The sequence below is a fragment of the Pseudomonas sp. SMV71 genome, assembly GCF_052042015.1.
Classification (GTDB): Bacteria; Pseudomonadota; Gammaproteobacteria; order Pseudomonadales; family Pseudomonadaceae; genus Aquipseudomonas.
Map to the genome: position 1 here is coordinate 48,386 of NZ_JBKGGU010000015.1, position 20,469 is coordinate 68,854.

General features: G+C 61.1%; 20 protein-coding genes. 7 read left to right on the forward strand and 13 right to left on the reverse strand.

All coding sequences use genetic code 11. The features are described 5' to 3' along the window. Positions 1-172: 172 nt before the first annotated feature. Complete coding sequence (locus ACLEJQ_RS16875) at positions 173-1,780, forward strand: methyl-accepting chemotaxis protein (RefSeq protein WP_440796676.1); 1,608 nt, start codon at positions 173-175, stop codon at positions 1,778-1,780. A 71-nt stretch (positions 1,781-1,851) separates the two neighbouring features. Here ACLEJQ_RS16875 and ACLEJQ_RS16880 read toward each other — a convergent pair whose 3' ends face one another. Together ACLEJQ_RS16880 and ACLEJQ_RS16885 are read right to left on the reverse strand one after the other, a co-directional pair. Further along, complete coding sequence (locus ACLEJQ_RS16880; RefSeq protein WP_440796677.1) at positions 1,852-2,529, reverse strand: RES family NAD+ phosphorylase; 678 nt, start codon at positions 2,527-2,529, stop codon at positions 1,852-1,854. Further along, positions 2,529-2,936: an MbcA/ParS/Xre antitoxin family protein gene (locus ACLEJQ_RS16885; RefSeq protein ID WP_440796678.1), complete on the reverse strand. Its 408-nt coding sequence runs from the start codon at positions 2,934-2,936 to the stop codon at positions 2,529-2,531. The genes ACLEJQ_RS16880 and ACLEJQ_RS16885 overlap by 1 nt, the downstream gene beginning before the upstream one ends. A gap of 339 nt (positions 2,937-3,275) precedes the next feature. Between ACLEJQ_RS16885 and ACLEJQ_RS16890 the strand changes: the two genes are divergently transcribed. Next, positions 3,276-4,202: a LysR family transcriptional regulator gene (locus tag ACLEJQ_RS16890; protein ID WP_440796679.1), complete on the forward strand. Its 927-nt coding sequence runs from the start codon at positions 3,276-3,278 to the stop codon at positions 4,200-4,202. On the opposite strand, the gene ACLEJQ_RS16895 is transcribed toward ACLEJQ_RS16890, so the two are convergent. From ACLEJQ_RS16895 to ACLEJQ_RS16930, 8 genes are all read right to left on the reverse strand, one after another. Beyond that, positions 4,119-4,436 carry an AzlD domain-containing protein gene (locus tag ACLEJQ_RS16895; protein ID WP_440796680.1) on the reverse strand — a complete coding sequence of 106 codons (318 nt, stop codon included), beginning with the start codon at positions 4,434-4,436 and terminating at the stop codon, positions 4,119-4,121. The two genes, ACLEJQ_RS16890 and ACLEJQ_RS16895, sit on opposite strands and share 84 nt — an antisense overlap. Next, the gene (locus tag ACLEJQ_RS16900) at positions 4,415-5,128 is read right to left on the reverse strand and encodes an AzlC family ABC transporter permease (RefSeq protein WP_440796681.1); all 714 of its coding nucleotides are present in this window, start codon (positions 5,126-5,128) and stop codon (positions 4,415-4,417) included. Before ACLEJQ_RS16900 ends, ACLEJQ_RS16895 begins: the two co-directional genes overlap by 22 nt. Beyond that, complete coding sequence (locus ACLEJQ_RS16905) at positions 5,125-5,562, reverse strand: GNAT family N-acetyltransferase (RefSeq protein ID WP_440796682.1); 438 nt, start codon at positions 5,560-5,562, stop codon at positions 5,125-5,127. The genes ACLEJQ_RS16900 and ACLEJQ_RS16905 overlap by 4 nt, the downstream gene beginning before the upstream one ends. Before the next feature lie 13 nt (positions 5,563-5,575). After that, positions 5,576-6,322, reverse strand: coding sequence for a 2OG-Fe dioxygenase family protein (locus tag ACLEJQ_RS16910; protein ID WP_440796683.1), 747 nt, complete (start codon positions 6,320-6,322; stop codon positions 5,576-5,578). 361 nt (positions 6,323-6,683) lie between these two features. Beyond that, positions 6,684-7,970, reverse strand: a complete 1,287-nt coding sequence (locus ACLEJQ_RS16915) for an OprD family porin (protein WP_440796684.1) — start codon at positions 7,968-7,970, stop codon at positions 6,684-6,686. Between the two features lie 477 nt (positions 7,971-8,447). Further along, entirely contained in the window at positions 8,448-8,648 is a 201-nt protein-coding gene (locus tag ACLEJQ_RS16920) for a hypothetical protein (protein ID WP_440796685.1), read from the reverse strand. Between the two features lie 236 nt (positions 8,649-8,884). Then, positions 8,885-9,991: an agmatine deiminase gene (gene aguA / locus ACLEJQ_RS16925; RefSeq protein WP_440796686.1), complete on the reverse strand. Its 1,107-nt coding sequence runs from the start codon at positions 9,989-9,991 to the stop codon at positions 8,885-8,887. Between the two features lie 266 nt (positions 9,992-10,257). Next, on the reverse strand, positions 10,258-13,170 hold the full coding sequence (locus tag ACLEJQ_RS16930) for an aminotransferase (protein WP_440796687.1): 2,913 nt from the start codon (positions 13,168-13,170) through the stop codon (positions 10,258-10,260). A gap of 154 nt (positions 13,171-13,324) precedes the next feature. Here ACLEJQ_RS16930 and rfbC point away from each other — a divergent pair, with 154 nt between their 5' ends. The 4 genes from rfbC to ACLEJQ_RS16950 are packed head-to-tail and all read left to right on the forward strand — an operon-like array spanning position 13,325 to position 17,627. Then, positions 13,325-13,873, forward strand: a complete 549-nt coding sequence (gene rfbC / locus ACLEJQ_RS16935; protein ID WP_440796688.1) for a dTDP-4-dehydrorhamnose 3,5-epimerase — start codon at positions 13,325-13,327, stop codon at positions 13,871-13,873. Between the two features lie 58 nt (positions 13,874-13,931). Beyond that, positions 13,932-15,746 carry a sensor histidine kinase gene (locus ACLEJQ_RS16940; protein WP_440796689.1) on the forward strand — a complete coding sequence of 605 codons (1,815 nt, stop codon included), beginning with the start codon at positions 13,932-13,934 and terminating at the stop codon, positions 15,744-15,746. After that, positions 15,743-17,134 (forward strand): sigma-54-dependent transcriptional regulator, encoded by a 1,392-nt coding sequence (locus ACLEJQ_RS16945; protein WP_440796690.1) that lies wholly within the window; start codon positions 15,743-15,745, stop codon positions 17,132-17,134. The genes ACLEJQ_RS16940 and ACLEJQ_RS16945 overlap by 4 nt, the downstream gene beginning before the upstream one ends. Positions 17,135-17,171: 37 nt before the next feature. Next, positions 17,172-17,627: a thioesterase domain-containing protein gene (locus ACLEJQ_RS16950; RefSeq protein WP_440796691.1), complete on the forward strand. Its 456-nt coding sequence runs from the start codon at positions 17,172-17,174 to the stop codon at positions 17,625-17,627. A 123-nt stretch (positions 17,628-17,750) separates the two neighbouring features. Here ACLEJQ_RS16950 and cysQ read toward each other — a convergent pair whose 3' ends face one another. Then, complete coding sequence (gene cysQ / locus ACLEJQ_RS16955) at positions 17,751-18,578, reverse strand: 3'(2'),5'-bisphosphate nucleotidase CysQ (RefSeq protein WP_440796692.1); 828 nt, start codon at positions 18,576-18,578, stop codon at positions 17,751-17,753. Further along, positions 18,575-19,141: an ADP compounds hydrolase NudE gene (gene nudE, locus ACLEJQ_RS16960; protein ID WP_440796693.1), complete on the reverse strand. Its 567-nt coding sequence runs from the start codon at positions 19,139-19,141 to the stop codon at positions 18,575-18,577. Before nudE ends, cysQ begins: the two co-directional genes overlap by 4 nt. Before the next feature lie 89 nt (positions 19,142-19,230). Between nudE and yrfG the strand changes: the two genes are divergently transcribed. Further along, positions 19,231-19,893: a GMP/IMP nucleotidase gene (gene yrfG, locus ACLEJQ_RS16965; RefSeq protein ID WP_440796694.1), complete on the forward strand. Its 663-nt coding sequence runs from the start codon at positions 19,231-19,233 to the stop codon at positions 19,891-19,893. 127 nt (positions 19,894-20,020) lie between these two features. On the opposite strand, the gene lysM is transcribed toward yrfG, so the two are convergent. Next, complete coding sequence (lysM, locus tag ACLEJQ_RS16970) at positions 20,021-20,461, reverse strand: peptidoglycan-binding protein LysM (protein WP_440796695.1); 441 nt, start codon at positions 20,459-20,461, stop codon at positions 20,021-20,023. Positions 20,462-20,469 lie beyond the last annotated feature (8 nt).

Consider the following 20,469-nt stretch of genomic DNA (forward strand, 5'->3'; position numbering starts at 1 on the left):
GAGCGGTTATCGACGTTCCGGCAGCAAATGCCAACGCCCAACAGGCTGCGGGCGCATTCAGCTAATTATATTTCCCGCCGATACCTATGAATAACAGCACAGCCCAATTACAAGGCTCCGCTGGCGCTCAACTACACTTGCCCAGAAATCCTCGCTCCAGGAGCAATCGGCGATGAAGATCCGCACCAAAGTCATAGGCTCGGGGTTGGTCAGCCTGTCTTTTGCGCTGTTGCTCGGTGGCATCGGGTTGTGGGGTTATCACTCTATGACCGAGGCGCTGGCGCGGAATGAGACCAGTATTTCGGCGATGCGCAAGCACATGGAGGCGGACATGATGCATGACGCCATTCGTGGCGATGTGTTGGCTGCGCTGCTCGTGGCGCCTGGGGATACCCAGGGGGCCAAGGAGGTGACGGAGGCTTTTGACGTGCATTTGCAGCGGATGCGCAAGGTGATTGCCGAGAACGCCGAGGCGGATCTGCCGCCAACCGTTCACACGGCCATTGCCGAGCTGAAGCCACAGGCTGATACCTACATCGAAAAAGCAAGGCAAGTGATTGGCAAGGCGCTGAGCGGTGCCCAGGATGACCAAGCGTTGCGGACCGAGTTCGATGGGGCGTTTTCTGCGTTGGAGGAGCGTAACGAAGCAGTGAGCGAGCTGATTGAAAACCAGGCCCAAATCTCCCGCGAGTTCCAGGACCACAGCATTCAAAACTCGGGACGTTGGTTGATTGCTACATTGCTGGCAACCTGTGTGGCGCTGGCGCTGTTGTCGTGGAATTTGCTCAAGGCCGTGCTTACGCCGCTCAACAAAATCATCCTCAATACCCAGGCGATTTCCCAAGGGGACCTGCAACGCTCGATGGGCGCGCAAAGCAAGGATGAGCTGGGCCAGCTACAAGGTGTAATCGAGCAAATGCAGCGCAATCTAAGGCAGATGATTGCCACGATCCGCAGCCAGAGCGATGAGTTGCACGGCACTTCGCAAAACCTGGGCAGTACCGCGCGACAAATCGTTTCCAGCGCCGATCAGCAGGCCCAGAGCGCCACCAGCATGGCGGCGAGCATGGAGCAGATGATGGCGAACATCAGCCAGATCCATCAGCACGCCGACAGTGCCCGGACGATTTCGGCGCAGTCCGAACAACTGGCGAGCAGCGGCGGGCAGGTGATTCTCGGGGTGGTGGAAGGCATGAACCGGATCGCCGAAGTGGTGAACCAGTCCTCCAGCAAGATCACTGCGCTGGACGCGTCGTCCGAAGACATTCACTCGATCATCCAGGTGATCAAAAGTATCGCCGAGCAAACCAACCTGCTGGCGCTGAACGCCGCCATCGAAGCCGCCCGTGCCGGCGAGGCGGGCCGCGGCTTTGCGGTGGTGGCCGATGAGGTGCGCAACCTGGCGGCGCGCACCACCCAGTCCACCCAGGAAATCACTGCGATGATCGAACGCATCCAGTCCAGCGCACGGGATGCGGTGGCGAACATGCAGGCTTGCGTCAGCCGAGTGGACGAGGGCGTAACCCTGGCTCAGCAGGCAGGGGTGTCAATCAGCGAAATCCGCACCGGCGCCCGGCATGCGGCGGAGGTGGTGGAGGAAATTTCCCAGACCATTGCCGAGCAATCGAAAGCCAGCGATGAAATGGCGCAGCGGGTGGAGTCGATTGCCGAGCAGTCCAGGGAAAACACCCGCTCGATTCACCACCTGACGCAAACGGCGGATCAGCTGAACGATGCGGCCGGGTCGATGCAGGCGTCGGTTCAGCAGTTCAAGATCTGATCAACAAACACCTGGAAAATCATGGCTGTGCAACAATTATTGCCCAGCCGTGATTTTCTATAAAAGCTGACTCACACCTGACTCACCTCAAACACAAACGAAATCTCACGTTTCTGGGCACTCCACACATACCGAATATGCTTGCCCTGCACCGGTATCGAAACCGCCGGCGGGCGAAACGCGGCGACGCATTCGTGGCCGGGCAGGCGAACGCTGTTGTACAGCAGGCCCCAGGACAAGGTTTCGCGCAATTTCCTCGCAAAGACTTGGGACGGGCCGTAGGCGGTGGGGTCCGAGTCGTGGAGGTGAGGATAATCGTGGCGGATGTCGTGCATGGGCTTGATGACTTTGTTGACGTACGTGCGCATGGTCAACTCCAGGTCCGGCTCATTGGTCGCGCCGAGAAACCGGGCCTGGTGGTAGCAGGTTTCGGCGATGGCGGCTTCCTGGCTGCTGGCGGCGTAGTAGACGCCGAAGGTGCCGTCGCTGAAACGGCTGCTTTTGCCGATGTGAGTGAACGCCGCCATCACCGGTGAAGAGCCCGGCCCGGACACCCGGTCTTCGGGGCGTACACGAGACAGCACGCCGGCCTCCGCCATCAGCCGGTCGTTGGTCAATGCCTCCAAGGCATAGGCGGTCGCCAGGTCTTGCGGGTCGAGGACATCTTCGAACAGCGTGATCGGCGGGAAGCTGCTGTTGACGATCCGATAGGCCCGTTCCCATTGCGGGTCCGCCAGTGGAGGTGTCATCAACCACGTACTCCATCGAGGTACCGCCGTACATCGGCAATGTCCACCACCCGGCCTGTCAGCATATAGGCCAATGCCGACTGGCCATTGAACGGCGCAGCGGTGTTGGGACTGCTGACCCACTGGTACACGCGATCCCGGCTGTTGCTGAAGATGATGCTCAGCGCCTTGTGGATACCCATGAGGTAGGAAATACGTTCGAGGGTGTCACGGGGCAACCTTACGTTGTCCGGCAGCTGCTTGTACTTATAGAAGGTGGTGTTTGAGATCTTGCCCAATAGCGTACGTTGCTGTTCGACGCTGCAGCCCCAGAGCTCCATGAGATTGAAGAAAAACTTCAACGCGACTCGACCCGCGTCCGGGTAATCCAATTGCTGCGTGTTGAGGGTGATGGAGGAAGTCGCCATGGGTTTGGGCTCCTATGTAGCTGGGTTATGCGCCAAGCATAGTACAGATATGTATATTTCATGAAATTTTATTCGCAAGCGAATAGTCAGCCACTTCCAAGACTTATCGGGATAACGCCGAGATGTCGGCATACAGCCATACCCCTGGGCTCTCGCTTTAGCATTGAATGGGCAAAACGCCGGAATCCCACATAAGCTCCAACCATCGGCCTCCCGGGGCTTTTCGGCACAAAATCGCGACAACCGTGGCAAGGTGCATGATGATAGCCAGCACGTACGGCCTGAATCGGGCCAAGTGCATAACAATAGCGAGCCCACTTAAGCAGAGGGCATTACCTCATGGATAGCAGAACCCTACGCAACCTCATGCGCATCGTGCAGACCGGCTCGCTGTCGGCGGCGGCCGAGCATTCGTGCCTCACGGTGCAGGCACTGGCGGCACAGTTGAACAAGGTCGAGGAGCAATTCGGTTTCCGGTTGTTCCGACGTTCGAACAAAGGCCTGACATTGACCAGTCAAGGCACGGAACTGACGCCTTTCATGGATCAGGTGCTGGTGGCCACCCGGCAACTGGAAGAGAAAGTCGCGGCGCTCAAGACACCGCGACGGCGCACGCTCAAGGTGGCGCTCAATACCACGCTGCCGGCGGAGTTCAACCGGCGGATGATCGATCGGCTGATCGCGGTTTTCCCCCAGTATCAGCTGGAGTTCAGTTATGCCGAGTCGATGGAGAACCTGAGCAAGCTGCGCAACGAAGATTTTGACCTGGCGATCCTGATCGGGCAGCAACAGAGCGACTTTTCCAGCATTACCATGCCCGACGTGCAGGTGCGGGTGGTGGGCGCGCATTGCGGCGACGATCACGATACCCTTGGCTCGCTGGGCGATAAGTTCCAGGTACGTCCGGCAGATGAATGTCCGTATTCGCGCAGTTTCCTGCGCTTTCTCGATGCAGGCCTGGGTGAATACGGTTCGAGCCAGCGGATGGTGTATTCCTGCAGCGAAACGCTGACCCTGTCGTTGATCACCCAGCTCGACGGCCTGGGACTGGTATCCCGGGAAGCGGCGCTGCGCAACGGCTTGGCGATCTTCCCGGACTTCGAGGACTTCCTCGACGTGCGCCTGGCGGTGAACAACCCCGAGTTGCCCGGCCAGGCGCTACATGACGTGGTGGACCTTTCGCTACAGGAACGACCCGAGCGCGATGTACGCCGCCGTGCCCAGCGCCACACTGAGAAACAGGTTACGGCTGAAATACGCACATAGCAGCGTCGGAATGGCCGCATAGAATTCCGGGCGGTCGAGTTGTATCTGCTGGTCCTTGATCAGCAGCGGGGTGAGGCTGATGGCTGCGACGATCGCCACCGGTAGGTATTCCAAGGCGCGTGCGACGAACGGCGGCCAGTGTTCGGTATTGACCTGCAATGGCAAGGCGCGGGGCAGGAAAGTCACGGCCATCATCAGGGCCACCACCAGGATCAGGAACGTTTGGTCAGGCATACCCCCACCCCGCAGCCAACGAACGTGGCAATGAAGACGTTGAACGGCGAGCTGCCGAGCAGGCTGAGCACGCCCATGCAGACCACGGCCGCGGCGGCGGCGATCAGTTTGTTGCGGGTGTTGCACAGCGAAACCAGCACATAAAGCATCATCGCCGTCAGGGCGTAGTCGAGCTGGTATTTGATCAGGTGCGCGGCGTATTGCGCGCACACGGCACCGAGCAAGCCGCCGAGCACCCAGGAGGTGTGGCAGAACAGGTTGAAGCCGATCAGGTAGCGCACGCTGACCGGTGCCCCAGCGCCCAGCTTGACGCTGTGGAAGGCGAACGACTCGTCCGTCAGCCCCGCCGCGTAGCACCAACGCTCGAAACGGCTGAGCCCCAGCGCACGCAGGGCCTTGGCCATGTAGACCGACATCAGCATGTGCCGTGCGTTGATCAGGAAGGTGGTCAGGACAATGGTGGTCAGCGAGGCGCCGCTGGAAATCAACGCGAGCGCCGCGAACTGCGAAGCGCCCGCATAGACGAACAGGCACATCGCCACTGGCAGCCACAGGGGCAGCCCGGCGTTGACCGCCATCAGACCGAACACAAACGAAACCGTAAAATAACCCGCTACCACCGGACTGGCTTCAGCAAAGGTACGCGAGGCTTGTGGTTCGACCACCAGCGGCTGGCTGGAAGTCTTGTTCATAAATCCCTCTCGAAGGTGGTTTCACCCCGGGGTTCACAGAAACCCTGGGCAGCCCAGAAGCGCTTGCCGGCCAGATTAGCATCGTCGACGAAAAGGAACATGCGCAGCACGCCGACCCGCTTCATGTCGGCCGACGCGGCTTCCACCAGACGCTGGCCCAGGCCTTTGGTGCGATGCAGCGGGCTGACCGCCAAGTGGTTGATCGTGCCACGCGTACCGAGCACCCCACCGATCACCGCCCCCACCACCTCGCCGCTCCTATCGACGGCCACGTAGGCGGTGGTGGTTTCCTGTAACAGAACGCCTCGCAGGAATCGGGCATCCTGCCATTCGCAGAACGACACTTCGTCGAAGCCGCGCAAGAACCGCTCCATTCGCTCGGCATCCCTGACCATGGCCCGACGCAACAGCACCTCCTGCGTCGGGTCGTCCATGGGTTCGAGCCATTCAGCGAACAATGTCGAAAGCGGTCCCGGGCCGCGAGAAGGAGATTGCCAGGATCTGCCGGTACGCCATTTCATGGCTATGGACATTGCGCGCCGGGGTCACATAGTGGCGCATGTCACGATCCAGGAAGAACGTGGTGTCGAGGATATCCTCGTAGGTGGTCGCCGCCAGTTGTTCTTCCTGGGCGCTGTACAAACGGCTCTCGGCGCCGGCCACGTTGTTGCGGCCCCAGAAGTGCACGCCGCTGAACGGATAGCCGTCGCAATGTATCCCTTCGGGCGTGATTTCCAGCTCCTTGCCCGGCTTGATCTCGATGCGGATCTGATGGATCTGGCACTGCCAGATTTCCTCGTGCAGTTCCGGCGGCAAGACGTGCTTGTACACCTCGAAGTCGGTGTCGATCAGGCTGCGCATCACCGGTGAGTTGATCACTTCGTTGGAGAAGTCCTGGAAGTGCCGTTCCAAGCCGCCGACATAGCTGTTGTTGGCCTTGGACTGGATGTAGGCCCGGTGTTCGAGCTGCTTGAGCTCGCGGGTGGTGGGGTTGTATTCGAAGTCACTGTAGCGGCGAAAACGCATGCCTGACTCGGCCTGGCCGTAATAACTGTCGGGCTCCATGTTCTCCCAGCTTTTGGTCAACCGGACAAAATCGCCGAAATGACCGTAGAGGTTGAAGTCTCCACCGCGAACGTTAACGTACTTGTCACGTCTTAGCGCTTCGCCCACTTCCCTGTTCAGAACGATCATTTTTATCAGGTCTCCACTGCATTGAGCGGCCTAATCTAGTGGGTGCAGAATTTACGTCCATGAGAAAGAATTTGAGGCATTTCAAGCCGTGCTTGAAACGAAGGCAGAAGTGAAATAAGTAGGACTTTTTCTCGGGTAAAAGAGGGGTTTCAAAGGGATTTTTGGCCCATTCGGGCGCAAGACACCCGAACTCGAAAACATTGCCAACAAACCGTGGCAAGGGAGCTTGCTCCCGCTGGACCGGGCTGGCGCTCCAGTGCGCAGCGCTCCCCAAAAAGGGGCTGCTACGCAACCCAGCGGGAGCAAGCTCCCTCGCCACGGGTCATTGCAGGCCCTGGACCACCAAGGCCTTCTTACACCATCAGAAGACGTTGATCGGGTAATCCACGAATACCCGCAGCTCGTTGCCGCTGACGTTGTACTCGCTGGACTTCTGCGACACGCGCAGCACCGAACTGCGCAACCGCACGCTCAGGTCCTTGGCCGGACCGCTCTGGACCACGTACTTGAACTGGTTGAAGATCTCGCGCTCGGTCCCGCCTTCGCTGGTGGAGGTAGTGATATTGTCGCCACGCACATAGGCAACGTTGTAGCTCAGGCCCGGTACGCCGAAGGTGGTGAAGTCCAGGCCGTAGCCCAACTGCCAACTGCGCTCGTCCTCAGCGTTGAAATCGGACCAGTAGGAGTTGGCGAGGTAAATGGTATTGCCACCGTCACCCACCCGATTCTGCCCGCGCTGATAGCCGCCATAGGCGTAGCCCAGGTTGCTGTCGCCCGTGCTGCGCTGGTGGGCGAGCGTGAAGCTGTGCGGGCCGGTGGCGAAGGTGGCCGCCAGGCTCCAGATCTTGTTGTCGTCGCCGGTGACGTTGTTCTCGCGAACGTAGCTGTTGTCCAGCTTGGTCCGGTAGCCGTTGAAGTCCAGGGTCAGGGACTGATCCTTGGCCAGCGGGAACACATAGTTGGCGTTCACGTACTGCTTCTTCAACACGTCTTCGACGTCCGACGCGTAAAGCGATGCCTTGAACTGCTCGGTGAACTGATAGCTGCCGCCCAATACATTGATCGACTTCAGGCCACCGCTGTCACGGCCTTCGGCGCTCTTGCGCGATTCGGCGGTGAAACGTCCGGCATTCAGTTCCAGGCCCTTGATCTCTTTGGACGTGATCAGTGTGCCGGTGTAGCTTTCCGGCAACAGGCGCGAGTTGTCATAGCTGAGCACCGGCAGGGCCGGCATCTGGTCACCGTAGGCCAGTACGGTATTGGAGACGCGGAACTTGACCGCTGCGCCGAACTTGGACAAATCATCGGCGGCGTTTCCGCTGTCGCCTTGCTTGAAGAAGTCGATGCCTTGGGCCCCGCTGCGCCCCTTGCCACCGTCCAGGCGCAAGGCATACAGGCCGAAGGCGTCCACACCCACGCCGACGGTGCCTTGGGTGAAACCGGACGAGAACGTACCGATGACCCCTTGGCCCCACTCGGCCTTGTCTCTATTGCCATCTTTGTAGTCGCGGTTGATGTAGGCGTTGCGCAGCAGCACTTTCAAGCTGCTGTCTTCAACGAACCCCTTGGACTCCGCCTGGTCGTTGGCCATGGCTTGTGTCGTGCTCAAAATCCCCAGTGCGATCAGACCGATGCGCTTGTTCAACATGATTATTTTCCTTATATGGGTTGATACGCACTGCAACCGGCAGCCGAAATGGCGCTTTTCGCGCTCTTTTTCGGACTCTTGCTCCTGAAATAATGAAAAGGCCCGCCCACGATCGTTCGTGTCGGGCCTTTTTATTATTTAAGAGTCATGGCTGTTAGCCACAGGCGTGGGCGAATCCTAGTCGCGCCCTCAATATCATGTCAATTTCATGAATCGTCTGTAATTAGGCGAAAAACGTCTAAGAATTGTCCTATTGGCTCACGGCGACCAAGCTGTTTAATCACCGTGGCGAGGGAGCTTGCTTCCGCAGGCTGCGTAGCGGCCCCATTTTGTGAGCGCTTCGCGCTCAAGCGCGAGCAAGCTCCCTCGCCATGGGTTCACGGCTACCCCCATTGGACGCGTTTAACCCCGGACGCCATTCGCACACAAAAAAAGCGCTGCCATCCCGGCCAGCGCTTTTTATCAATCCGTCGAATTCTATCCTTGCATGACATCCCACAACGCTTCCAGCTCCGCCTCGCTGAACAGCCCGGCAGGGTAGCGCTCAACGATCAACCGGCGTGGGTCAGGTTCCCGGACCTGACGCGTTCCGTTGGATTTCAACCACTGCGCCAAAGCTTGAAGCGACTCACCATTGACAGCCAAGGGATGGCATGTGCGCTCGCCTATCATATTCATTCCAGCGCCCTCTCCTGGTTGATGAGCGGCCAATGTATCCAAGGTTTATGACAGAACAACTCAGTCGCTGAACTGCCGGAACACTGATACAAGAGCTATGCCAAAGTGCCCACGCCGCTGATCGACAACCGCAAAAAAGCCCGCGTGCCAATCAGGCCGCGGGCTTGCAGGGATGGATCCAAAATGCCCGACCCAGAGCCGGCGCAGCGCCTGTCACCAGGCTGTTACAACCGCACTCATTTTGTCCGCGGGGCGGGCTGTTGTTGGGTAAGGCAATGGATGTTGCCACCACCCAGTAACAGTTCTCGCCCAGGCACCATGACCACTTCATGCTCCGGAAACAGCTTCTGCAGGATTTCCCGGGCCGGTGTATCCAGCGGGTCGTCAAAACTCGGGACAATGATGCCGCCGTTGACGATCAGGAAATTCACATAGGACCCGGCCAGGCGGACACTCGGGTTGCGTTCCTGGGAACCTTCCACCGCATCCACGCCGGCACACTCTTGCTCGGTGGCGAACAACGGCCCCGGAATCGGCATCTTATGCACGATGAAAGGACGACCCTTGGCGTCGGTGCTGCCCTGCAACACTTTCATGGCAGCCTGGCAGCGGCTGTAGTTCGGATCCTGAGGATCGTCGGTCCAGGCCAGGAGCACTTCGCCGGGGCGCACGTAGCAGCAGAAGTTATCCACATGCCCATCGGTCTCATCGTTAAACAGGCCGTCCGGCAGCCAGATGACCTTGTCCACCGACAAATGCGCGCTGAGCACCGCTTCGATTTCCTCGCGGCTCAGGTGCGGGTTGCGATTGCGATTGAGCAGGCATTCCTCGGTGGTGATCAGAGTGCCTTCACCGTCGACATGGATCGATCCGCCTTCAAGCACGAAACCTTCGGTGCGATACCGCGGGCTGCGTTCGATTTCCAGGACCTTGCCGGCCACCTGTGAATCGCGGTTCCACGGTGCGTACAGCCCGCCGTCGAAACCACCCCAGGCGTTGAAATCCCAGTCGACACCGCGAACCTCGCCGTTGTCGTTGATGACAAAGGTCGGACCGGTGTCGCGAACCCAGGCATCGTCGCTGGACATCTCCACCAGGCGGATATTCGGCACGTCGAGACGGGCCCGAGCGTTTTCGTACTGGGCGGCGGACACGGCCACGGTCACCGGTTCGAAACGCGCAATCGCCTTGGCCACCGCAACGTGGGCCGCCTGAGCCGGCTTGCCACCCAGGCGCCAGTTGTCCGGACGCTCGGGCCAGATCATCCAGACCTGAGTCTGCGTCGCCCACTCGGCAGGCATGTGAAAACCATCGGCGCGGGGAGTGCTGCGCAACGTTGTCATGAATCAGGACTCCAGTGAGCGATGTGAAAAAAGAATGCACGTAGTGCGTGCTGGGAAAGACTTTATAAGCGATAAAAATCGGCTTTAAAAGGACAAAAAAATAATCGGGAAGAAAAAAACGCCTAAAACACCGACAAAAATCGATATTTCAACACTATGGGGACGAGCCTGCTCGCGATAGCGGTCAGCCAGACGACTATGGCGTCGAATGGAAAATCGCATCGCGAGCAGGCTCGCTCCCACAGGAAAGGTCTACGTCCCGGCGGTTACAATCCCTCCTCCAACACCTTAGTCAACATATCCACAAAAAAGTCCACGCTCTGGCGAGACGTGACCATCGGCGGCTTGATCTTGAGGATGTTCAGGTAATCGCCCGTCGGTTGCATGAAGATCCCCAGTTCGCGCAGGCGGTTGCACAGCGCCATGGTTTCTTCAGTAGCCGGCTCCAGGGTGTCGCGGTTGCGGATCAGCTCGACGCCCAGGTAGAACCCGGAGCCATGCACTGCACCAACCAATGGAAACCGGTCGATCAAGGCTTCGAGCCGGGCCTTGAAATGTCCGCCCACCACTTTCGCGTTTTCCCAGAGTTTTTCTTCTTCCATGACGTCCAGCACGGCCATGCCGATCTGGCAACTGACCGGGCTGCCGCCGGCCGAGGAGAAGAAATAACCCTCGGCCTCCAGCGCCTCGGCGATTTCCCGTCGAGTGATGACCGCACCCAGCGGCTGGCCGTTGCCCATGCCCTTGGCCATGGTAATGATGTCCGGCACCACGCCTTGCTCTTCAAAGCCCCAGAAGAACTCACCCATGCGCCCATAGCCTACCTGCACTTCGTCGGCGATACACACGCCGCCGCGCTCACGGACCATGGCATAGACTTGCTTCAAGTAGCCGGGCGGCAGCGCAATCCCACCCGCGTTACCGTAGACCGGCTCGCAAATGAACCCGGCAAGCTGGCGCTTCTGCTCGGCAATTTTCGCCAGGTTGTGCTCGACACTGCGCACGTAGTCCGGGGCGCTGTCGCGGCCACGGAATTCGCCGCGGTAGGTATTGGGCGCAGTCACCGGATGCACCCAGTCCGGGCGACTGCTCAAGGCCTGGGGGTTGTCGGCGATGGACGTGGACACCGCATCGGCGGCCACGGACCAACCGTGGTAGGCCTCCAGCACGCTGAGCATGTCCCGCCCGCCGCTGTAGGCCCAGGCCAGGCGGATCGCCAGGTCATTGGCCTCGGTGCCGCTGTTGACCAGGAACACCCGGTCCATGTTGGAGGGTGCCAGCGCCAGCAGACGTTCGGAAAACTCGGCAATCGCCGCGTAGTGAAAGCGCGAATTGGTATTGAGCAGCGACCACTGCCGGGCGGCCACCGCCGCCATGCGCGGATGTCCATGCCCCAGCACCGCGACATTGTTGAGCATGTCGAGGTAGGAGCGGCCCTGCATGTCGATCAGATGATTGCGCCAGCCGCGCTCGATCCGTGGCGGATCGACATAGTAGTGCTTCTGGGAACGGGCAAAGCTCGCATCGCGACGAGCCAGCAGGGCTTGCGGATCGACCTCCGGCTCGGCGTCGCAAGCCAACCCCAGCAGCACCGCCGGCGAAGGGCAAAGCGCTTGCCAGGCCGGCGCCCTGGACGGCGTGCAGAACAACGGCGGATTCAGTTGCGCGCTCCGGCACAATTGGACCCGCAGCAACCCGCTCACTTCGCCCAGTATCTGGCCCTTGACCAGCGCCGCGCCCGCATGCAGCGGCGAGGCGACACCCCACAGCCGCACGCTCAACTGCGCGCTGTCCAGCTGCAGGCCACCATCGGCGGTCTTGTGCACCACACCGGCGAACGGTGACTCCAGCGGCGTCCCCTGAGGGACGCTCAATTCCACGTGCAATGCAAAGGTCTCGGGCTCCACGGCGCTGTCCGGCCGGGTGCGGGACAAGCGGTACTGCCCGTAGCGGCTGGCGGCCAGCCCATGAACGCCAGCGGCCTCGATCAACAAGCGCTGGTCGATGTCCGGCTGTTCCCAGTTACCGGCCTCGAAATGCGGGCTCAGCACGCCGAGGTCGATCAGTGCGAACTCACGCCCCACCAGCGTCGGCAGTAGCGGTGCGAAACCTGCACTGGCAATCGGTGGCAGGCTGTGACCGGCGGCGTTGAGGATCGCCGCTTCCATCAGCTCGAAGGGCACCGAGTGGGCCACCCGGAAAATCTCCCATTCGTGCTCCAGGTTGTCGCGACTGTATTGGTTGTCCGGATCGATGCCGACCTGCTGCTCGCCACTGAGCACCAGCACGGCGGCACGCGCCACGATCAGCGGCCAGAGCGCCAGCAGCTCTTCATGTTGCAACGGGTTGACCGCGTGATAGGCCTTGACGGCCGGCAGGATAAAGAACGGATCGCCGTCGGCATGGTGCAGCAGGGCCGCGCAGGTCACCGACAGGTCGGTGATGCGCCAGGTGCGGATCAGGTCGCCGAAATCGATGACACCCTGCAATTGCCACTGGCGCTGGGCATCGCGCTGCCAGACCACATTGTCATCGGTGATGTCCATGTGGATCGCCTGCACCGGCAACCGGGCCTTGAGCGGTTGCAAACGCCGCTCGGCCTGCTGCGCGATATCGGCGATCAGGTTGCGCTGCTGCTCGTCGTGGATCACCGGCAGCAGGTGGTCGATCAGGGTGGTGGCGTGGCGGGCGTCCCATTGCAACGTCCGCTCCAGCCCCGGATGTTCAAACGTTGCCAATGCCAGGTCGATCTGCGCGCACAATCGACCCAGGCCGGTCACCAGCTCTGGCCCCAGGTGATTGAGTTGGGTCAGGGACTGGCCGTCGATGTATTCAAGCAGACGGACATGGACCGCTTGCCCGTCGACGTCCAGGGTCAACAGATCCTGGCCGTTACCAGCCGGCATCACCTTCGGGACTTTTACCACGCCGTGCTCGGCCAGCCGCTTGAGCGCGGCATGTTGCGCTTCAAGCTCCTTGAGGGCGTAGTCGCCATGGCAAATCTTGAGCACGAACCGCCCGCGCTCGCTGTCGACGCGGTAATTGAGGTCCTGCTGGCTGCCAAGGGGTCGCAGGTCACCGCTGAGTCCGTAATTCGAGCGCAGCAGCACCAGGGCCTGTTCGGCGCTGATCTGTGGGCTTGGCAAACTGGCACGGTGAACCAACGTAGCGAGTGGCATACAACGACCCCTTTTGGGTGGTTTTATTGAATGCCTATCTCGCCATTGAGCAAGAGGATAAGCAACCCCCTGCTTACTGAGAACTCGCGCCGTCCGCCACTTTTGGGCAAGAATAGGCGCCATTGTCCTATTCGATCCGCCGGAGAAACGCCCGATGAACGTAATCGCCACCGACCTGCCTGATGTATTGATCATCGAACCGAAGGTATTTGGTGATGACCGCGGTTTTTTCTATGAAAGCTTCAACGCCAAGGCATTCAAAGAACTGACCGGAGTAGAGACCCAGTTCGTACAGGACAATCACTCCCGCTCGCAGAAGGGCGTCTTGCGTGGCCTGCATTATCAGTTGCAGAACACTCAGGGCAAACTGGTACGGGTCAGCGCAGGTGAAGTACTCGACGTGGCTGTCGACATTCGTCGCAGCTCGCCCAATTTCGGTAAGTGGGTGGCCGTGCGACTGTCCGCCGACAATCACCGTCAGCTCTGGGTGCCGCAAGGCTTTGCCCATGGTTTTGTCGTACTGAGCGAATATGCCGAGTTCCTCTACAAGACGACTGACTATTACGACCCGTCTTCAGAGCGCAGCCTGCTATGGAATGACCCACAGCTGAATATCGACTGGCAACTGGGCGATATCACGCCGCAATTGTCGGGCAAGGACCTGGCTGCGTCATTGCTTCAGGATGCCGACGTCTTCGCCTGATCGCAGACTCCAACGTTCGTCGTAGGCATAATGCGCTTGTCCCCACAGGCGCACGCTCATGAACTCCACCCTTCCCCGCAGACCCCGTTGGCGCAGCCTGGCCTGGCTTGCGCTGTGCCTCGCGCCGCTGTTATGGCCGCTGGAGCATCTGGCCGAACGTTATTACCGCAGTGAATTGGCGGGGCAGAACCGTCAGACGCTGGACCTGTATGTCGCCAACCTGCTCGGCACACTGCACCGCTACGAGGTGCTACCGCAGATCCTTGGCGACCTGCCGGCGCTGCGCGCGGCGTTGCAGTCCCCGGACGACGGCGTCACCCAGGATAACGCCAACCGGCTGCTGAAAAATATCAGCACCCAGACCGGTGCCGAGGTCATGTACCTGATGGACCCCACCGGCAAGACACTGGCGGCGTCGAACTGGGACAAACATGACAGTTTCGTCGGACGCAATTTCGCCTTTCGCCCCTATTTCATCGAAGCCATGGCCGGACGCCTGGGACGCTTCTTTGGCTTGGGCACCACCTCGGCCAAGCGCGGTTACTTCTTCGCTGCCGCTGTGCGCGAGCACGAGGGCGAGAAAGTCATCGGCGTGCTGGTGGTCAAGGTCGACCTGGACCACACCGAAAGCTTGTGGGGCAAGACCCCGGAGCAACTGCTGGTCACCGATCACAATGGGGTGGTCATCCTCACGTCGCGCCAGGATTGGCGATTTCGCGCAACCCGGCCCTTGAGCGACGACGAACGCAAGGCCATCAGTGCCGTTCAACCCTATCCGACCCGTGATCCCAAGCCGCTGAACCTGGAAAGCAAGGCCTGGCTGACCCAGACCCAGTCCATCGAAGAGACTGGCTGGAGCGTGAGCATCCTCGCGCCACGCACACTGATCGACCGTCCGGTACGCACGGTGGTCGCCACCGGTGGCGCGGCGTTGCTGGTGTTGATGCTGCTGCTCGGGTTGATGATGCAGCGCCGACGTCACTATCTGGACCGGATCGCCTTCGAAGCCAAAGCCCGTCACGAGCTGGAGGGCCGCGTGGCGGAGCGTACCAGCGACCTGGAAGGCCTGAACCGGCGACTGCGCCAGGAAGTCCTCGAGCGTGAGCAGGCCCAGCAGGAACTGGTCCGCGCCCAGGATGATCTGGTGCAGGCCGGCAAATTGTCCGCCCTGGGTACCATGTCGGCGAGCATCAGCCACGAGCTCAACCAGCCATTGGCGGCCATTCGCAGCTACGCCGAGAACGCCGAAATATTGCTCGACCACCAGCGCACCGAGGACGCCCGGGGCAATCTCAAGCTGATCAGCGAATTGACCGGGCGCATGGCGTCGATCATCGCTCACCTGCGCGCTTTCGCCCGCCGCGACCGCCACGCCCCGGAAAGCGTCGCCCTGCAACCGGCGCTGGACGATGCCCTGGCGCTGCTTGCCAAACGCCGCCGCAGCATGGAAGTGGAGCTGATCCGCGACCTGCCGGCCGCTACGCTGTGGGTCGAGGCCGGCGAGACCCGCTTGCGCCAGGTCCTGGGCAACCTGCTGGCCAATGCCCTCGACGCCCTGACCGAAAAAGGCCCGCCGCGCAAACTCTGGCTCAGTGCCCAGGCCCATGAAACCGGCGTCAACCTGTACATCCGCGATAACGGCCCGGGGTTCTGCATGGAAGCCCTCGGCCGCGCCGGGGAGCCGTTCTACACCACCAAGACCCGCACCCAGGGCCTTGGCCTGGGGCTGGCGATCTGCGACACCCTGATGCGCGCCTTCGGCGGCGAACTGTCATTCGCCAACCACAAGGAGGGCGGCGCCCTGATCACTCTGAAGCTGCGTCCCGGCGCGCCCGGGGTGAGCCTGCAACCTTCCGAGGACCGTAGTGTATGACCATCGACAACCGGATAGAGGTGGTGTTGATCGACGATGATCCCCACTTGCGTCAGGCCTTGAGCCAGACCCTCGACCTGGCCGGTCTGAAGATCCTGCCCCTGGCCGAGGCCAGGGGCGTGGCCGGACAACTGCCCCGCGACTGGCCAGGCGTGGTGGTCAGCGACATTCGCATGCCGGGCATGGACGGCCTGGAACTGCTCAGTGAACTTCACGCCCAGGACCCGGAGCTGCCGGTGCTGCTAATCACCGGCCACGGCGACGTGCCGCTGGCGGTGCAGGCGATGCGTGCCGGGGCCTATGATTTCCTGGAAAAACCGTTCGCCAGTGACCATCTGCTCGACAGCGTGCGCCGCGCCCTGGCCTTGCGCCGATTGGTGCTGGATAACCGCAGCCTGCGCCTGGCACTGAGCGATCGGCATGAACTCAGTGCCCGTCTGGTAGGCCAATCAACGCCGATGCTGCGCCTGCGCGAGCAGATCGGCGCACTGGCGGCGACCCGCGCCGACGTGCTGATCCTCGGGGAAACCGGTGCCGGCAAAGAAGTGGTCGCCCGGGCGCTGCATGACCTTTCAGGTCGGCGCAACGGGCCGTTCGTGGCGATCAATGCCGGCGCCCTGGCCGAGTCAGTGGTGGAGAGCGAGCTGTTCGGCCACGAGCCCGGCGCATTCACCGGCGCGCAGAAACGCCGCATCGGCAAGTTCGAGTTCGCCAACGGCGGCACGCTGTTTCTCGATGAAATCGAAAGCATGAGCCTGGACGTCCAGGTCAAGCTGCTGCGCCTGCTGCAAGAACGGATGGTGGAGCGGGTGGGTGGCAATCAACAGATCCCATTGGACATCCGCGTCATCGCCGCCACCAAGGAAGACCTGCGCCAGGCGGCCGATCAAGGGCGGTTCCGCGCCGACCTGTATTACCGCCTGAACGTCGCTCCGCTGCGCATACCGCCGCTGCGCGAACGGGGCGAGGATGCGCTGATGCTGTTCCAGCATTTCGCCAACGAAGCCGCCGCTCGCCACGGCCTGCCGCCCCATGAACTGCAACCGGCGCAACGGGCGTTGCTGTTGCGCCACAGCTGGCCGGGCAACGTACGGGAATTGCAGAATGCCGCTGAGCGCTTCGCCCTGGGCCTGGAACTGGCGCTGGATAACAGCGCACCCGATGGCAGCCCCGGCGCGCCGGTGGAGGTGATCAGCGGAGGTCTGAGCGAGCAGGTGGAAAACTACGAGAAAACCCTGATCGCCGCCGAACTGGCCCGTCCCCACAGCTCGGTACGCAGCCTCGCCGAAGCCCTGGGTATCCCGCGCAAGACCCTGCACGACAAGCTGCGCAAACACGGGCTGACCTTTGGCGACAGCAACCACGGCGCGTCCGATGAGCCCGATTGAGCGTTCTTCATTGTCCATTCAAGCAAGAGGCCCGGCCATGAACCGTGACAGCCGCTACCTGGAATCCGTCCTGCACCACGACATCCCGCTGACTCGGAACATGGGCCTGAAAGTGCTCGATTGGCAGGCCCGCCAGCTGCGCCTGTTTTTGCCGCTGGAGGCCAACGTCAACCACAAGAGCACCATGTTCGGCGGCAGCCTGTACTGCGGCGCCGTGCTCGGCGGCTGGGGCTGGCTGCACCTGGCGCTGCGCGAGGAGGGTATCGAGGATGGGCACATCGTGATTCAGGAAGGGCAGATCAGCTACCCGCTGCCGGTCACGGACGATGCCACCGTCGTCTGCGACGCGCCTGAGGAAAAGGTCTGGAAACGCTTTTTGGCGACCTACCGACGCTACGGACGGGCACGGCTGAGTTTGCAGACGCAGGTGCTCAATACAGGGAGTGACGAAGCGGCGGTGCGATTCGAGGGGCAGTATGTGCTGCACCGCTAGAGGCACCGCAATCGCTGTGGCGAGGGAGCTTGCTCCCGCTGGACTGCAAAGCAGTCCCGGTATTTGGCGGTTGCTGCGCAACCGAGCGGGAGCAAGCTCCCTGGCCACTGAGACAGGTGCGAATCAGGAACGCGCCAGTTCCAGTAGCTTCCCACGCCACGCGGCCTTCGCCGGCAACGCCAGAAACGACTCATTCAGCAGCGACTCTCGGGCCGGATAACAGAACGGCTCGCCACGCAGATCCAGCACCTCGCCACCGGCCCCTTCCAGCACGCCCTGGGCGGCGGCGGTGTCCCATTGAGAGGTCGGGGCCAGACGTGGGTAACAATCCGCCGCACCCTCGGCCAACAGGCAAAACTTCAACGAGCTACCGATATTGGTCAGTTGCAATTCACCCAAGATCGCGCTCAAGCCTTCCAATAGACGCTCCTGCTCCACACTCGTGTGACGGCGGCTGGCGACCACCGTGAAGGCCTCACCCGGCGCCAGCACATTGCGAACCGTAATCGGCAAAGGCTCGTCGTCCTTGTCGCCACGCCACGCCCCCAGCCCTCCGCCGCCGACATAAAAGCGTCCATTGGTGGGCATCGATACCACGCCAAACACCACGCGCCCCTGCTCCACCAGCGCGATATTGACGGTGAATTCCTCGCTGCCCGAAATGAATTCCTTGGTCCCATCCAGCGGGTCCACCAGCCACCAGCGTTGCCAGCCGGCACGCACGCTTTGCGCGATATCGGCGTCTTCTTCGGAAAGAATCGGGATATCCGGCGCGAGGGCCGTCAGCCCGGCCACGATCACGTCATGGGCGGCCATGTCGGCGGCGGTCACCGGCGATTCGTCGGCCTTGCGGTTGACCTGCACATCGGCGCGCCAGAACGGCAGGATCGCCTCGCCAGCCTTGAGCGCCAATTCGATGACCGGGGCAATCAGGGGATGGGAAAAATTCATGACAGCACCGCTGCGCGCTGGGCCAACACATCGCGGGCCAGGTATAACGCGGCCAGGGCCCGACCTTCGGTGAACTGAGGGTTCTGCGCCAAGATCGACAACTCTCGCAGGTTGACCTTGTCCACACGCATCGGCTCGGGCTCGTCACCCTCCAGCCGCTCTTCATACAAATCGGTCGCCAGCACTACCTGAATCTTCTGGCTCATGTAGCCGGGAGACAACGACAGTTCGGTCAGATGCTCCAATTGCCGCGCACCGAAACCCGCCTCCTCCTTGAGTTCCCGCTCGGCGGCCGCCAGCACGTCTTCACCCGGCTCGATCAGGCCTTTGGGCAAGGACAGCTCGTAGGCATCGGTGCCACCGCAATATTCTTCCACCAGTACCGCATGGTCGGCATCGAGCATCGCCACGATCATGACCGCGCCGTACCCCGCCCCCTTGCTCGCCAGACGTTCATAGGTACGCTCCACGCCGTTGGAAAAACGCAGTTTCAGTTCTTCCACGCAAAACAGGCGGCTGGTGGCGACGATCCGGCGATCGAGGATAGTGGGTTTCTGGCGCATAGACGGCTCCCTGGGCGATAGCAGGCTACTATACCCGGCCTATCCTGATTGTTTGTGTCGGATATCCGTTTACCGCTGGAGAAGTTTTTATGGCCTTGTTGCCCTGGCACGAGATCGATACGGTGCTGCTGGACATGGACGGCACTTTGCTGGACCTGCATTACGACAACCATTTCTGGATGGAACACCTGCCCCAGCGCTACGCCGAACTGCACGGCGTGAGCCGGGCGATGGCGGAGATGGAGTTGCAGCCGCTGTTCGAGCGCAACGCCGGGCAGTTGCAATGGTACTGCCTGGATTTCTGGACAGCCGAACTGAAGCTGCCGGTGCGCGAGCTGAAGCTGGAAACCGCGCACCTGATCGCCTTGCGCCCGGACGCCGACACCTTCCTGGCGGCGATCCAGCGGGCCGGCAAGCGCGTGGTGATGATCACCAACGCCCACCGCGACTCGCTGTCCCTGAAGCTGGAACGTATCGAACTGGCGCCCTACTTCGAACGCCTGATCAGCTCCCACGACTACGGTTTCCCCAAGGAGAACCGTCAATTCTGGGACGCCCTGCAAGCCGACCTGAATTTCGACCCGGCCCGCAGCCTGTTCATCGATGACACCCTGCCGGTGCTACGCAGCGCCCGGGACTTCGGCGTGGCGCACCTGCTGGCGGTCAGCGAGCCGGACAGCCGCAAGGGGCCGAAGGATACGGGGGAGTTTGCGGCGGTGACGGACTACCGGACGCTCATCGAAGGGCTCTGACGCGATCAGTGTGGCGAGGGAGCTTGCTCCCGCTGGACCGGGCTGGCGCTCCAGTGCGCGGCGCTCCTCCAAAAATGCGACTGCTACGCAGCCGAGCGGGAGCAAGCTCCCTCGCCACAGGTATCGGTTACTCAGGAATACGCAGCACCTGTCCCGGATAGATCTTGTCCGGGTGCGTGAGCATCGGCTTGTTGGCCTCGAAAATCTTGTTGTACTGGTTCGCGTCGCCGTATTCAGTCTTGGAGATGGCGCTGAGTGTGTCGCCCCTCTTCACGGTGACGAAACGCGCAGCTTTCGCCACTGGGCCGGTCACCGTGATCTGGTCATCCACACTGCCAACCCCTGCGATATTACCTACGGCCAACAGGATTTTTTCCTTTTCTTCCTGGCTGCTTACTTCACCGGTCACCGTGACTTTGTCACCTTCGATGGTTGCGTGAACATTCGGATTACCCAGCCCGACCTGCTTGATGTGCTCTTTCAACTGCTCGCTGGCATTGGCATTGCCAGGCGTCAGCAGGTCGATCAGTTTTTCGCCTGCTTCCTTCACAAAGTTAAAAAGACTCATGGTGCACA